Below are 15,353 nucleotides of genomic sequence, written 5' to 3'. Positions count from 1 at the left end.
AATTAAGCGTTACCTTGATGATGTGACAGCCACTCTTGCACTGCCTCCAGAGACATAGGTCGGCCAATATAATATCCCTGTCCTGCATCGCATCCTAATTGCTGTAGGACTTGATACTGCTTTTCGGTCTCGATCCCCTCGGCAATCACTTCCATTTTTAAAAGGTGTCCCAGTTCAATAATCATTTTTACGATCTGCTGATCCTGACTAGACTTAGTCATACGAGCTATAAACTGTCGATCAATTTTGAGAACGGATGCATTTAACATGGATAAATACGACAAAGACGAATAGCCAGCACCAAAGTCATCAATACTTACGCGCACCCCTAACTCACCTAGTCTATCCAGACAGCCTGACGCCGAGCGCATGACTTCAATAAGCTGAGTTTCCGTGACTTCAATCTCAATTTCTTTGGTGGATATGCCCATTTCCTTGAGAACCGCTTCAAAGCGTGCCACAAAATCAGAACGGGACATTTCTGAGCCCGCTACGTTGACGGATAATGGCACCTCAATGCCTAACGTTCGCAACGTTTTAATCGCTTCACAAGCCTGTCGAGTGACGTAATCATCCAGCTTATCAATCAATCCCGATGTTTCGGCGAGGGGCACAAAACGATCTGGCGGAATCATGTTTCCTGCCTCATCGCGCCAACGTACAAGCACCTCGAAACCTTGTAAAGCTCCATTATCTAAGTCAATTTTAGGCTGTAGATGAATGAAAATTTGCTCATCAGCAAGGGCACTGCGCATTTTTTTCATCAGCTCATAGCGCTCCTGCATCCCTTCCATTTCAGTCGAGTCAAACACGCCAAAATCAATATTGCGGTGCTTCGTCTGCTCTAAAAAGCTTTTCGCAATACCCAACACCTGCAATGAGGATTGATGCGGAGGTAAATCAGATAATTTCAGAATAGTGCCAGTCATATCAATGGTGTGAATAACGCCATCGATATTCAGCTGCGGATGCAGTACATGCTCTAGCTCTTCACGCTGGTAGTCTTTGTTATCGTAGACTAGCAACAACAAAGTATCGCGCTCATATAAGACAACATCGATAGCTTTAACAAAACAAGCTTTGAGGTGAGCAGCGAGATGCGTCATCAAGGTACGGCCAAACTGCACCCCGAGCAGCACTTCACTATAGGATAAATCCTCAACGTAGAGCATTAGTAACTTGGCATTCTGGCGCTCGTTTAAGGTGAGTCCGTCTAGCAGCTTTAAGAACCAGTTTTTGTTATGAAGCCCCGTATTACTATCTTGATAAGCCAGCTCTGACAGACGGTTATGCAGCGCGACATTACTAAAACCAGCATTGATGTTTTCACCAAAAATCTGCAGTAAGTCGATTTCAAATTCGGTCAGAGGCTGATCACATTTTACGACCACCACATAGTCCCGCTGGTCCACTTCGTCGCTGGAGAAATACAGTGCGGATAACGGGCTTTCAATAATATGACCTTGCTCTGAGAGACTTTGCCGGACGATGCGAAGCAGCTTCTGCTTCTGTAGTGACTCGCCCTAAAAACTGATTAGCCCAAGCACTAAATTGACCCGCTGCAGCGAACACTAGCGCTTGCTCCGGGGATTCATCGTGTTTGTGAGCAATACAAACAATGCCACCTTTGTTTAGGTTAAACACTCGCGCCAGTTCATTGAGAATAGATTGAGTATAACTTTTCAAATCCAGCTGACTGCTAATGCGCTGACTTGATTCGATCAACATTTGCAGACCATAGCGGGCTTGTTGCATGGCATACAAATGTTCCCATGTACGCAGATTTCCCAGCACAATGGTCTGTAAATGATCGTGGGTCAGTTCGCTTTTATTCCAGTAGTCATCGATATCATAGTTTGTCATTAGATCATCAAGCGGCATCATGCCCGGCTGCCCAGTAAGCAAAATAATGCGCACTAATTGATTACCCAAACTGTTACGCACGCTGCGCACCAGCCTTAAACCAGAGTCTTCATCTTCCATCACCACATCCAACAATACCAAACTGATATCAGGATGCTTGGCGATGACAGAGGCTGCTTCCTGTGCACTGTTGGCGGATAGGAACTCAACCTCACGCCCACCGTAATTCAATGTTTGCAGCGATAATAATAGTGCTGCTTGGTAATCTACGTCATCTTCGACGGTCAGTATTTTGCAGACTTTTGTTGGCTTGCGATATGTTTCCTTATCCCGGCTTTCAATCATTCAAGATGCCTTTCTTATAGGAACGGTTTGATCTTTAAACTCTAGCACTAATTATTTACATAGGTTGTGGAATTTTCAAATATTAGCTGTCACTGTTTTAAATAATATGACGCATCGCCCTTACACAGTCTTTCTGCATAAGTATGCTATAGTGGCGGTTTCATTTGATGTATTTCTAAAGCAACATCTTGCTCGGCAAGGTAGGGTTATGATTAAACAAAAAGGCAATTTATATATTCTTTCGGCGCCATCGGGTGCAGGTAAATCATCGCTGTACAAAGCGCTCTTACAGGCAGATCAGCAGGTTCGTATATCGGTTTCTCATACCACTCGAGCACCGCGTACTGGTGAAGAGCATGGGCGTGAATACTTTTTTGTTGATGTGGACAGTTTTCTCGACATGATCGCCGAAGATGCCTTCTTTGAGCACGCGCAAGTGTTCGATAACTACTATGGCACATCGAAACAAGCGATTTTCGATATGTTAGATCAAGGCTTAGATGTGATTCTAGAGATTGATTGGCAAGGGGCGCGACAAGTTCGTGAGCAATACCCTGATGCCATCGGTATCTTTATCCTACCGCCGTCTCTTGCTGCTCTTGAAGAGCGACTAACAGGACGCGGAACGGATGCAGCCGACGTTATCGCGCGCCGTATGTCGAAAGCAGTCAGTGAAATGTCCCATTACGATGAGTACGAATACGTGATCATCAACGACGATTTTGAGCATGCATTGGGGCAACTGAAGGCGATTTTCGCCGCGAACCGCGCAAGAACAGCATTAATACAAGATATTCATCGTGATCTGATCAATGATCTCTTGTCATAGAGAGTGCCCGTTAAGTAAAATCAACCACACTAATTAGTGATCAATCCTTACCCTATATAGAGGTCTAACATGGCTCGAGTGACAGTTGAAGATTGTCTTGAAAACGTAGACAACCGTTTTGAACTAGTAATGGTGGCAGCAAAGCGCGCTCGCCAATTGGCAACAGGTAGTGCCGACGCAAAAGTACCACTAGAAGAAGATAAAGTAACCGTTGTGGCGTTGCGTGAAATCGCAGATGACCTAATCAACGCGAAGAACGTTGACTTCCAAACTAAGCCAACAACTGAGTTCTAATTGTATGGTATGCATCGCTCAACGCACGATTTTCTGGTTTAGCTTTTCCTGATGTGAGGTGAGCGGTGTCGACTATTGAACAATTAGCTGAGACTCTCAGCCAATACTTGCCTCAAGAGCAAGTCGCCACAGTAAAACGAGCGTATTATTACGCTGAACAAGCCCATGACGGGCAAAAGCGTAAAAGTGGTGAACACTATGTCACGCATCCTTTAGCGGTGGCATTTATCTTGGCAGACCTAAGAATGGACTGCGAAGGGCTCACTGCCGCCTTACTACACGACGTCATTGAAGATACTGGGATTTCCCGAGAGTCTTTAGCGGAGCAGTTTGGCGAAGGTGTTGCCGGTCTAGTTGACGGTGTGAGTAAGCTGACACACCTTGAGTTCAACAGTCAGCTTGAGAAACAAGCGCATAACTTCCAAAAAATGGCTATGGCCATGGCTGATGACATACGCGTCATCATGGTGAAGTTAGCGGACCGCTTGCATAACATGCGTACACTCGACGCCATGCCCGGCCACAAAAAACGCCGCATCGCTCGAGAAACCCTAGATATCTATGCGCCGATCGCCAACCGACTCGGTATGTACGATGTCAAAGTCGATCTAGAATCCCTCGCCTTCGAAGCTTACTACCCAATGCGCTCGCGCATGCTAAAGCGTGCGATTAACAAGCGTTACGGTCAGCGCGAAAAAGCCATGCAAAAGCTTGAGGACTTTATTCGCTCAGAGTTGGCTGCGGACTATATTGATTCATCCATCAGTATTCGCGAGAAGCACACTTACAGCATCTATCAAAAGATGAAGAAAAAGCGTCGCTCGCTGGAAGAAATCATGGATGTTATGGGCGTTCGCATTGTCACCGACCGACAAGACAGTTGCTATCGCATTTTGGGTGTGATCCACGCCCTATTTAAGCCGATCGAAGGTCGCTTTAAAGATTATATTGCCGTACCAAAATCCAACGGCTACCAGTCCCTTCATACAACGGTGGTGGGCAACAATGGTCTACCATTAGAAGTGCAAATCCGCACTCAAGAAATGGACGTGGTTGCGATTAATGGTATTGCAGCCCATTGGTCTTACAAATCCAATGGCCAGTCTGGTATTTCCCAGACAAACCATGAACGCGCAACAAAATGGGTAAAAAGCTTACTTGAGATTCAAGAAAAAGCGCATAACCCGATGGAATTCATTGACAACGTTAAGAGTGATTTATTCCCTGACGAAGTCTATGTATTCACGCCCAAAGGGCAAATTATCGAGTTGCCTTCTGGCGCGACCCCGGTTGATTTTGCCTACGGGGTTCACACAGAAATCGGCAACACCTGTATTTCGTGCCGTATCAACCGTCGCTTAGCACCACTGAGTACTCAACTTGAAAGTGGCCAGACCGTTGAAATCATTACCGCTAAGAGCGCCCAACCGAACGTTGCGTGGCTAAGCTTCGCGATTACGGGTAAAGCACGAACGAATATTCGTCACTACTTAAAATCAAAGCAGCGCGAGAACGCCATTTCCTTTGGTTATCGCTTGCTAACACGATCACTCAATGCCTTCCGCACAACAGTAGAAGAGCTAGCACAAGATTCCGTTCAAGTAGTGTTGGACCATTACCAGCTAGAAAATATGGATGACCTGTTGGAATCCATTGGTAAAGGTCGTTTGGTGGGTTATGTGGTCGCACGACAATTGTTCCCGAACTTCAATGAAGAAGAGCTGATCACACCTAAGTCGTTCAAAGTAAACGGCTCTGAGGGCATGCTGATCTCATATGCTAAGTGTTGCTCTCCGATTCCTGGGGATCCGATTGTCGGCTACGTTCAGGTAGAAAAAGGCATCATCATTCACCACCAGAACTGTCCAAATATTCAGGACCATTTAGCGGCGCCTGAGCGTTATATTCGCATGACATGGAGTAAAGAGATCGAAGAAGAGCTCAATGTCAGCTTGATTGTCTCGTATGTGAATGAACGGGGCGCGGTGGCAAAAATCGCCAGCTCTATTACGGACACCGACTTCCAAGTGTCCAATCTGGACATTATCGAACGCGGCAAAATTTCTCGTTTACGCTTAAACATCGCGATCTCAAGTCGTGTTGGCTTGGCCGATGTGATGCGTCGTATTAAGGCAGTTCGCTGTGTGGAAAAAGTCACCCGCGAAACGCTGGTGGGACGTTAATACGTCCCCTATTCGATTAACTCAATAAGGATACTTAACATGGCAAAACAAGTGATTTTCTCTGAAAACGCACCTGCAGCAATCGGCCCATACTCTCAAGCGGTTCGCGCTGGCAACACTGTGTACCTTTCAGGCCAAATCCCATTGGTTCCAGCGACAATGGAAATCGTCAGTGAAGACGTTGCAGAGCAAACTACTCAGGTTTTCAAAAACCTTCAAGCGGTTTGTGAAGCGGCAGGCGGTTCTTTGAAAGACATCGTTAAGCTAAACATCTACATGACGGATCTTGGCAACTTCGCCACTGTTAACGAAGTGATGACTCAGTTCTTCGAGCAACCTTACCCAGCTCGTGCAGCGCTTGGCGTTCGTGCGCTACCAAAAGACGTTGCCGTCGAAATCGAAGGCGTGATGGTTCTAGAAGACTAATCTTCTGCTACCTAGTCAAAAAGAAAGGCGTTTGGGATAACCTCAAGCGCCTTTTTTGTGGTTGGATCAAGGGTTGTTCCTCCCTTCAATCGAGCCACTCATGGTAAGCGGCCATCATACTTTCATAACCCGCCACATAAGATGGATATTGTGGTGCCCAACCTAACGCTCGTAAAACGTGCGGCACAATACGTTTACCGCGAGCAGGCAAATAATCCGCACGGTTGATGGTTTCACCCAGCGGGGTCGATACCTGCAATCGCTCAGCCAACCACAATTTGACCTCCCACATGGACGTCGGTTGACCATCACTGGCGATGATATGTGATGGTAGCGACTCTTCTGCCAACGCTCGTTCCCCCAGCAAACACAGTGCGGACACGACATCATCACGATGAATGCGATTGGTCCATTGATTCGCTCCCCAAGCGTCCTTTCGCTGTACACCTTGCAATAAACGGTAACGACCTGGGCCATAAATCCCCGAGCAGCGCAGCGCAACCGTTGAGAGGTTCGAAAGCAATAGATTTTCCGCTTCAAGCAGCTTGCTAGCCGTCTCCGATGCCGCCAAGGCTTGCGTTTGATCATCAACCCACTCACCATTGTTTTGCCCGTAAACACTGGTACTGGAAACAAAGATCACTTTTGGCTGACGTCTACCTTGGTACGCTGCAACCACTGCCGCAGCAGTCATGACGTAAGCCGTATGGTAAGCCTCTGCAGTTCGACCTTGGGGCGTCATAATCAAATACAGCAAATCCGCGTCTGGCCATTGCTCAGCAGGCAATGTGAGTAAATCGTGGGTCATACCACGCACCCCATCCGGGAAGACGGTACCAGAGCGACGAATACCCGTTACCTGTGCCTGTTTCTTCACAAAGTACTGCGCAACCCCTTGCCCTAGGTCACCACAGCCCGCAATCAACACTTGTGTCATGTTCGCCTCAATCATTGCAAATAAAACGCATCTTTTCAGAAGCAGTACACTTTATCAAATTATGTATTATCATAGTTAATACCAATCAAAAGGGTAAATGACTATGACGCTAACAGAACTCAAATACATCGTGATGCTAGCAGAAGAAAAGCATTTTGGTCGTGCAGCGGAACGCTGCCACGTTTCTCAGCCAACTTTAAGTGTGGCGGTCAAAAAGCTAGAAGATGAGCTAGGCGCTGCGATTTTCGAACGTAGTAAAAGTTCGGTATACATCACACCGATCGGTGAACAGATTGTCGCCCAAGCTCGTCGTGTGCTTGAGCAAGCCAACATGATTAAAGAGTTAGCGTCATCAGGGAAAAACCAACTTAGAGGGCCTCTAAAGGTCGGTGCAATCTTCACGATTGCCCCGTATTTGTTCCCATCAATGATCCCTGAGCTGAAACGCATTGCCGAAGGCATGCCATTGCTGATTGAAGAAGATCTAACAGAAAACCTTCGCCCTAAATTACGCAACGGTGAATTGGATGCCATCATCGTGGCGCTACCATTTCGTGAGCCGGACGTGGTGACTCGTCCGATTTATGAAGAAGAGTTCGTTGTGTTAATGCCTAAAGACCATCCGTGGACTCAGTTGGAGCACATTAGCACTGATCAGCTCACCACCGACAACTTACTGCTACTGGGCAAAGGCCATTGCTTTAGCGATCAGGTGATGGAAGCCTGCCCGATTGTTGGTGAAAACGAGCTAAACGAAGGCCATACGATTGTTAATGGCAGTTCACTAGAGACCATTCGTTACATGGTGTCTTCTGGCTTAGGAGTGACGGTTTTACCGAAGTCTGCAGTGACGCATTTAGATGAGCAAATCTTAGCAGTACGCCCCTTCAAATCTCCAGTTCCTAAAAGAACGGTGGCCTTGGCATGGCGTGCTAGTTTCCCGCGCCCCAAAGCCATCGAGTCACTGAGCCAGTCGATCAAAGAAGCGTGCCAGAAGCTTAGCCTAGATTAACATTGGACCAACATGATTGACGCACTTGAAACACAAGATATTAAAGAGCTAAAAGGAGTGGGAGCAGCCATGGCTGAAAAGCTCGCTAAGCTCCACATTCATACCGTTCAAGACGCTTTGTTTCATTTGCCAATCCGTTACCAAGATCGTACACGCGTCGTGCCTATCGGGCAGCTACGCTTTGGCGATGAAGCCGTGATCGAAGGCGAAGTGAGCGGCTGTGAAATCAAAATGGGCAAACGCCGCAGTTTGATTTGCCGTATAAGAGATCATTCTGGCTCGCTGTGTTTGCGTTTCTTTCATTTCAACGCAGCGCAAAAAAAGCAACTGGAGCAATCTGGACACGTGCGCTGCTTTGGCGAAATTCGCCGCGGCAGTACAGGGTTTGAAATGTACCACCCTGAATATACGGTGCTCAAGGACGATGAACCCCATGAAGGCAGTGAGCAACTGACCCCCATTTATCCACTGACGGAAGGGGTAACACAAACAAAGATTCGCCAGATTTGTGAGCAGGCCCTAGAGCGTTTGACGCCTTACAACCTGCGCGAGTGGCTACCAGACACCATGCGTCAGCAGTTCAGCCTCCCCTCCTTGGCGGACGCCATTCACTTTTTGCATCACCCCACTCGCGGAACCGATTTAGAACAATTGAAACGCGGTGCGCACCCAGCCCAATATCGCTTATCTTTCGAAGAGTTAATGGCACACCAATTATCGTTGATCGGCAAACGCCAAATGGCTAAGCATGATCGAGCGATTGTCGTACCAGAGCCTGGTCAACTGGTCGATCAACTACTGGCTGAGCTGCCCTTTTCTCCCACCGGAGCACAACAGCGTGTCAGCCAAGAGATTCTTCAGGATCTTGGCACAGGACACCCCATGCTGCGCCTAGTACAAGGAGACGTGGGGTCAGGGAAAACTCTAGTGGCTGCCATGGCAGCAGCGGCAGTCGTTCAACAAGGGTATCAAGTAGCTGTCATGGCACCGACGGAAATCCTTGCAGAACAACACTACCTAAACTTTAAGCAATGGTTTGAGCCACTCGGTATTGAGGTGGCTTGGATGATTGGTAAGCTCAAAGGTAAGCAACGGGAGGCGGAGCTTGAACGGATTGCCTCAGGCAGTGCAGGCATCGTCGTAGGCACTCACGCGCTATTCCAAGAAACCGTGTCATTCAAAGGCTTAGCCCTCGCCATTATTGATGAACAGCATCGTTTCGGTGTGCATCAACGCATGGCCTTGCGCGAAAAAGGTTTACAAGCAGGTTTCCAGCCCCATCAACTGATCATGACAGCAACCCCTATTCCGCGAACACTGGCCATGTCTGCCTACGCGGACTTGGATTGCTCCATCATTGATGAGCTGCCATCAGGGCGTACTCCAGTAAATACCATTGTTGTGTCAGACCAAAGGCGAGAAGAGGTAATTCAGCGCGTGCGTCACGCCTGTGAAGAAGGCAAACAAGCCTATTGGGTATGTACCCTTATCGAAGAGTCTGAGGCACTTCAATGTCAAGCTGCCGAAGACACGGCTATCTTGTTACAAGAGCATCTTGCCGGCCTTTCCATTGGCTTAGTTCATGGGCGACTAAAGGCTCAGGAAAAGGCGGATATTATGGCTCGTTTCAAAGCCGGAGACATTCAGCTGTTGGTAGCCACCACGGTCATTGAAGTCGGTGTCGATGTCCCAAACGCCAGTCTGATGGTGATTGAAAACCCTGAACGCCTTGGCTTAGCACAGCTGCACCAGTTACGCGGCCGTGTGGGACGCGGCCAAGCAGCCAGTCATTGTGTTTTGTTATACCACGCACCACTAGGGCAACAAGGCAAAGCGCGCCTATCTACCATGCGCGAAACCACAGACGGTTTTAAAATCGCAGAGAAAGACCTCGAACTGCGTGGGCCAGGCGAATTGCTTGGTGCTCGCCAAACCGGTTTGTTGGAATTCAAAGTGGCCGACTTACAGCGGGATAAAGCACTGTTGAGTCAGGTTCAAGAAGCCGCTGCACAACTCTACAAAGAGTATCCTGAACACGTATCTCCCCTACTTTCTCGTTGGTTGCCAAAGCATCAGCAATACTTAAATGTCTAAACGCAAAAGCATCACCACTAGGCACTAAGTTATTAAAGTTTGCTGAATATTAGAGGAGAAGGTTTGCTTATGGGATTTTCACAACCGTTGTGTTCTTAACTTCCTCCATCGCCACATAGGTACGCGACTCACGAACGTGGGGCAGAGTTAGCAGTGTTTCACCCAGTAAGTGACGGTAGGCATCCATATTTGATACTCGAGCTTTGAGTAAGTACTCAAAATCACCGGCGATCAAGTGACACTCAAGCACTTCAGGAATCTCAGCGACGGCTTCCTTGAACTCGTTGAAACCTTCGGGTGAGGTGGCTTTGAGACGGATCTCTACGAATACCAGCAAGCCAGCATCAACTTTTCGAGGATCCACCAACGCACAGTAGCCAGTGATGTAACCATTGCGCTCTAGACGACGCACACGCTCTAAACACGGTGTGGCACTCAAACCAACGCGGCTAGCAAGTTCTACATTCGACAAACGTCCGTTTATTTGAAGCTCACGCAGGATCTTCTTATCCAATCTGTCTAAAGGCTTTGCAGACGTTTCCATTTATACGACTCTCCGAAGATAACTGACTACTAATTTAGCGCGATTCTATCACGTGGCAAATACCTTAGGAAAAATAAGCTAAACTGAACCATTTGGTCAGCCAAGAGTAAAACGTCGCACCAAATCCAAACAAAAAGCATCAAATAGCACCATAAAATATCTATTTACGCTATTTTGTATGTTTATCCATCAGAAACTGGTTGATTTTTGCATTATTCGGGTGCGTAAAAATAATTTTACGCACCAAATCAACACAAAATAACAAAAAACTATCAGAATAAAGAAAGATATTGCTCTATAGTTATTAAAGCCCCAAAAAAAAGGAAAGAATTCGCACAAAACCAGTGATTTCAGCTTGACGAAAGGGGGCAAACAGTAATTCCATAGGGTAGTTCCGTGCTAATTCAGTAGATTGCACTAGACTAGAGAAACAACAAAAACAATTAAAAAATGTTGGCAAGTAAATTGCTTTGATACTTTCGAAAGTGAATTATCCGAATCTTAACGGATTCTACTTTGCAAACATAACAACTAGTAACAAAACGCCTGGAGGCAAAATCATGAAATCGAACGTTGGAAAAATTCTAACCACCGCAGCCGTAGCGGCAACGATCAGTACCGGTGCTGCTGCAGCAACATTGGATGACGTAAAAGCAAAAGGTTTTATTCAATGTGGCGTAAGTTCCGGTGTTCCAGGATTTTCAAACGCGGATGATGCAGGTAACTGGTCCGGCATCGATGTAGACGCTTGTCGTGCAACGGCTGCAGCAATCTTCGGCGACGCGCAAAAAGTAAAATTCACACCACTTTCTGCTAAAGAGCGTTTCACTGCTCTACAATCAGGCGAAATCGATATTTTGGCTCGTAACACAACATGGACGTATACTCGCGATGCTTCCCTTGGTGCTGACTTCACAGCCATCAATTACTACGATGGGCAAGGTTTCATGGTGCGTAAAGATCTAGGTGTGTCTTCTGCAATGGAGCTTGACGGTGCAACAGTTTGTACTGAGCAAGGTACAACAACTGAGTTGAACATGGCGGATTTCTTCCGTAAGCACCAGCTTTCTTACGTTCCAGTAATCGTACAGAAAGCGGACGAAGCACTTTCAGCATACGCATCTGGTCGTTGTGATGTATTTACAACCGATAAATCCGGTCTAGCAGCACACCGAACCAAGCTAGCAGACCCATCTGCACACATGATTCTTCCCGAAACCATTTCTAAAGAGCCACTAGGGCCTCTAGTACGCCACGGTGACAACCAATGGAAAGACATCGTAACTTGGGCGCTATTCGTTCAGATTAACGCTGAAGAAATGGGCATCTCTTCTAAGAACGTTGCTAAGATCAAATCTGAGTCAACTGACCCAGCAGTTCTTCGCCTTTTGGGTGCAGAAGGCAACATGGGAGAAGCATTAGGGCTTGGTACTGATTGGGCTTATAACATCATCGCTGAAGTAGGTAACTACGGTGAAGTGTTCGAGCGTAACGTTGGTCCTAACACCCCTGTTGGGATCCCTCGTGGCGTGAACAATCTATGGTCTGAAGGCGGCGTTCTATACGCGCCACCAGTACGTTAATACGTATCCATCCCTTACCTACCAGGGATTAAACCCAGCGGTGGATGCCGCTGGGTACCCCCTTCCGATTTTACATCTGACGAGCATTTCATTGCCTGAACCAAGATGAGCGAAAAAACAACGACGAATACGAGCTTCTTGAACGATGCTGGCAACCGCGCCATGCTGTTTCAAGCTGTGCTCCTAATTGCTGTGGTCGCTGTGGGTTATTACTTATTCCATAACCTTCAAGCGAACCTTGAAAATCAAGGGATCTCGACTGGTTTCGCCTTTTTAAACGAACCAGCTGGCTTCCCAATTCTAATCCACCTTATTGAATACACTGAGGCCAACACTTACGGACGTGCCTTTGTTGTTGCTTTGATTAACACCACTCTAATATCTTTGATGGGGATTATCCTTGCGACCATCATTGGTGTAATCATGGGCTTAGCACGATTGTCCAATAACTGGCTGGTCGCGCGTTTAGCAACGGTTTATATCGAAACATTGCGTAACATCCCATTACTGTTACAAATGTTCTTCTGGTACTTTGCCGTACTAGCAACCTTGCCGCACCCACGCGACAGCTTAATTTTTGGTGATTTCTTCCTAAACAAACGTGGCATTTACTCACCAGAACCGATTGCACAAGACGGATTTGGTATCGTCATCTTTGGCTTCCTAGCGTGCGTCATGGCTGCCATTGCCCTAATCGTTTGGGCTAAAAAACGCCAAAAGCAAACTGGTGATTGGTTCCCTGCTTACTGGACATCGCTGGCGATCATTATTGTTGGCACGGTTGTGTTCTACTTCCTTGCTGGATCTCCAGTAGAATTTGATGCCCCAACTAAGAGCCGATTTAACGTAACAGGCGGTATGGTACTGGTACCTGAGTTTGTTGCTGTACTAGTCGCATTGTCTACGTACACAGGCGCGTTCATTGCTGAAATCGTACGTGCGGGTATTTTGTCGGTGAACTGGGGACAGACGGAAGCATCGCGCTCGTTGGGCTTACCTGACGGTTTAACACAGCGCTTGATCGTATTGCCGCAGGCACTACGCGTTATTATTCCACCGCTAACAAGCCAATACTTGAACCTTGCAAAGAACTCGTCTTTGGGTGCGGCCATTGCCTACCCAGAGCTAGTAGCCGTTGTCATGGGTACCACATTGAACCAAACCGGTCAGGCGATTGAGACCATTGGTTTATGTATGTTGGTTTACGGTTCTTTAAGTTTGTCCATTTCAGTCTTTATGAACTGGTACAACAAGAAAATGTCATTAATTGAGCGATAAGGGGGCACACATGGCGATTGAATTTAAACCTTCTCCTAGCCTACCACCACCGAGTAATGCTGTCGGTCCGGTCGCTTGGGTTCGTAAAAACTTTTTCTCTTCACCGCTGAACATCTTTTTAACGTTCTTCAGCTTTTACATTCTTTATTTGTTAGTTCCTCCTGCTCTAGAGTGGGCGGTCTTTAACGCAACCTGGGAAGGCACATCGAAAGCCGCTTGTACTGCAGGTGGCGCTTGTTGGGCGTTCATTAGGGTTCGCTTCGACCAGTTCATGTACGGACTGTACCCAGCGACGGAATATTGGCGTGTCAATGTAGCAGCGATTTTGCTGGTGGTTCTGGTGGGCATGTTTGCCATCAAAGCGATCAATAAGCTATGGCTGTCGATTGCCATTATCGTGGTCTACCCGGTCGTCGCCTACTTCTTGTTTGCGGGCGGAGTACTGGGCTTAGAAGTGGTAGAAACGTCGCTTTGGGGCGGTCTATTCTTGACCATGCTATTGGGTATCATCGGTATCGTAGCATCTTTCCCACTGGGTATTATTTTGGCGCTAGGTCGCCAGTCTAAAATGCCAGTAGCGAAATCTGTTTGTGTCATCTTTATCGAGACCATTCGTGCAGTACCTTTGATCACAATCTTGTTCATGGCATCGGTGATGATTCCATTGTTCCTGCCAGAAGGCATGAACTTTAACAAGCTTCTACGTGTTCTAATCGGTATTACCTTGTTCTCTGCAGCCTACATGGCAGAGGTAATTCGTGGTGGTCTACAAGCCATTCCGAAAGGCCAGTATGAGGCCGCTGATGCAATGGGACTTACTTACTGGCAATCAATGATTCTGGTCATTTTGCCACAAGCATTGAAACTGGTTATCCCAGGTATTGTGAACACTTTCATCGGTCTATTTAAAGACACCACGCTGGTTTACATCGTGGGTATGTTCGACTTCTTAGGCATCATCCAGATGGCAAACCACGATGCCAACTGGCTAGGAACGACAACGGAAGGTTATGCCTTCGCAGGCTTTGTATATTGGGCTATCTGCTTCGGTATGTCCCGCTACTCTATGGCGGTTGAGCGTAAGTTAGATACCGGACACAAGCGGAATTAATAAGAGAATTTGAGGCCTTTACACATGACAGAACAAAATATGGCACTTGCCCAACTTGAGCCGGGCGAAGAAGCAATCATTCAATTTAGCGATGTAAACAAGTGGTACGGTGAATTCCACGTACTAAAAAACATCAACTTCAGCGTTAAAAAAGGTGAGCGTATCGTTGTCTGTGGACCATCAGGTTCCGGTAAATCAACAATGACTCGCTGTATCAACCGTCTTGAAGAACACCAAAAGGGCCAAATTTTGGTCGATGGTATCGAGATGAACGATAACCTAAAAAACATTGAAGCGATTCGTAAAGACGTGGGCATGGTGTTCCAGCACTTTAACTTGTTCCCGCACTTGACCATTCTTGAAAACCTGACACTTGCGCCAATCTGGGTTCGTAAAATGCCTAAGAAAGAAGCGGAGGCCATGGCAATGCATTACTTGGAGCGTGTAAAAATCGCTAACCAAGCGAATAAGTACCCAGGTCAGCTTTCTGGTGGTCAGCAGCAACGTGTAGCGATTGCTCGTGGCTTGTGTATGAAACCACGCATCATGCTGTTCGATGAGCCAACCTCTGCACTTGACCCAGAGATGATCAAGGAAGTATTGGACGTTATGATCCAGCTAGCGGATGAAGGGATGACCATGGTCTGTGTAACCCACGAAATGGGCTTCGCGAAAACCGTTGCCGACCGTGTGGTATTCATGGATGCAGGGGAAATTGTGGAAGCGAATACGCCACATGAGTTCTTTGAAAACCCGCAACATGACCGTACACAGTTGTTCTTGAGCCAAATTTTGAACCACTAATCGTTTGCTATTTCGCTCAAATATGACTAAAAAGCCCCTTAAGGGGCTTT

14 protein-coding genes are annotated in these 15,353 nt (G+C 47.1%); 10 read left to right on the top strand and 4 right to left on the bottom strand.

The features are described from left to right. Positions 1–2: 2 nt before the first annotated feature. Together ACXAC1_RS07645 and ACXAC1_RS07640 are read right to left on the bottom strand one after the other, a co-directional pair. Complete coding sequence (locus ACXAC1_RS07645) at positions 3–1,457, bottom strand: putative bifunctional diguanylate cyclase/phosphodiesterase (protein ID WP_475063799.1); 1,455 nt, start codon at positions 1,455–1,457, stop codon at positions 3–5. Beyond that, positions 1,450–2,208, bottom strand: a complete 759-nt coding sequence (locus ACXAC1_RS07640) for a response regulator (protein ID WP_475060536.1) — start codon at positions 2,206–2,208, stop codon at positions 1,450–1,452. Before ACXAC1_RS07640 ends, ACXAC1_RS07645 begins: the two co-directional genes overlap by 8 nt. A gap of 208 nt (positions 2,209–2,416) precedes the next feature. Here ACXAC1_RS07640 and gmk point away from each other — a divergent pair, with 208 nt between their 5' ends. The 4 genes from gmk to ACXAC1_RS07620 all read left to right on the top strand — a co-directional run bounded on the left by gmk (position 2,417) and on the right by ACXAC1_RS07620 (position 5,940). Further along, complete coding sequence (gmk, locus tag ACXAC1_RS07635; RefSeq protein ID WP_475060534.1) at positions 2,417–3,037, top strand: guanylate kinase; 621 nt, start codon at positions 2,417–2,419, stop codon at positions 3,035–3,037. 69 nt (positions 3,038–3,106) lie between these two features. Further along, positions 3,107–3,331: a DNA-directed RNA polymerase subunit omega gene (gene rpoZ, locus ACXAC1_RS07630; protein WP_475060531.1), complete on the top strand. Its 225-nt coding sequence runs from the start codon at positions 3,107–3,109 to the stop codon at positions 3,329–3,331. A gap of 65 nt (positions 3,332–3,396) precedes the next feature. Continuing rightward, positions 3,397–5,514, top strand: a complete 2,118-nt coding sequence (locus ACXAC1_RS07625) for a RelA/SpoT family protein (protein ID WP_133561689.1) — start codon at positions 3,397–3,399, stop codon at positions 5,512–5,514. A gap of 39 nt (positions 5,515–5,553) precedes the next feature. Beyond that, on the top strand, positions 5,554–5,940 hold the full coding sequence (locus ACXAC1_RS07620; RefSeq protein ID WP_133561687.1) for a RidA family protein: 387 nt from the start codon (positions 5,554–5,556) through the stop codon (positions 5,938–5,940). An 85-nt stretch (positions 5,941–6,025) separates the two neighbouring features. Here ACXAC1_RS07620 and ACXAC1_RS07615 read toward each other — a convergent pair whose 3' ends face one another. Further along, on the bottom strand, positions 6,026–6,877 hold the full coding sequence (locus ACXAC1_RS07615; RefSeq protein ID WP_475060528.1) for a Rossmann-fold NAD(P)-binding domain-containing protein: 852 nt from the start codon (positions 6,875–6,877) through the stop codon (positions 6,026–6,028). A gap of 103 nt (positions 6,878–6,980) precedes the next feature. Here ACXAC1_RS07615 and ACXAC1_RS07610 point away from each other — a divergent pair, with 103 nt between their 5' ends. Both ACXAC1_RS07610 and recG read left to right on the top strand, forming a co-directional pair. Next, entirely contained in the window at positions 6,981–7,889 is a 909-nt protein-coding gene (locus ACXAC1_RS07610; protein ID WP_475060525.1) for a hydrogen peroxide-inducible genes activator, read from the top strand. 12 nt (positions 7,890–7,901) lie between these two features. Continuing rightward, positions 7,902–9,983: an ATP-dependent DNA helicase RecG gene (gene recG, locus ACXAC1_RS07605; protein ID WP_475060523.1), complete on the top strand. Its 2,082-nt coding sequence runs from the start codon at positions 7,902–7,904 to the stop codon at positions 9,981–9,983. A gap of 67 nt (positions 9,984–10,050) precedes the next feature. Here recG and lrp read toward each other — a convergent pair whose 3' ends face one another. Beyond that, on the bottom strand, positions 10,051–10,527 hold the full coding sequence (gene lrp / locus ACXAC1_RS07600; protein ID WP_133561677.1) for a leucine-responsive transcriptional regulator Lrp: 477 nt from the start codon (positions 10,525–10,527) through the stop codon (positions 10,051–10,053). 560 nt (positions 10,528–11,087) lie between these two features. Here lrp and ACXAC1_RS07595 point away from each other — a divergent pair. The 4 genes from ACXAC1_RS07595 to ACXAC1_RS07580 all read left to right on the top strand — a co-directional run bounded on the left by ACXAC1_RS07595 (position 11,088) and on the right by ACXAC1_RS07580 (position 15,303). Next, the gene (locus ACXAC1_RS07595) at positions 11,088–12,110 is read left to right on the top strand and encodes an amino acid ABC transporter substrate-binding protein (protein ID WP_475060520.1); all 1,023 of its coding nucleotides are present in this window, start codon (positions 11,088–11,090) and stop codon (positions 12,108–12,110) included. A 105-nt stretch (positions 12,111–12,215) separates the two neighbouring features. Beyond that, the gene (locus ACXAC1_RS07590; RefSeq protein WP_475060518.1) at positions 12,216–13,388 is read left to right on the top strand and encodes an amino acid ABC transporter permease; all 1,173 of its coding nucleotides are present in this window, start codon (positions 12,216–12,218) and stop codon (positions 13,386–13,388) included. Positions 13,389–13,398: 10 nt separating this feature from the next. Further along, positions 13,399–14,499, top strand: a complete 1,101-nt coding sequence (locus tag ACXAC1_RS07585) for an amino acid ABC transporter permease (RefSeq protein WP_475060515.1) — start codon at positions 13,399–13,401, stop codon at positions 14,497–14,499. Positions 14,500–14,523: 24 nt separating this feature from the next. Continuing rightward, on the top strand, positions 14,524–15,303 hold the full coding sequence (locus ACXAC1_RS07580; RefSeq protein ID WP_133561669.1) for an amino acid ABC transporter ATP-binding protein: 780 nt from the start codon (positions 14,524–14,526) through the stop codon (positions 15,301–15,303). Positions 15,304–15,353: the final 50 nt, after the last annotated feature.

The sequence above is a fragment of the Marinomonas sp. AWM4_232 genome (genome assembly GCF_056158325.1).
The sequence above is the reverse complement of the archived record's forward strand: the minus strand, read 5'-3'. Positions and strand labels throughout refer to the sequence as shown.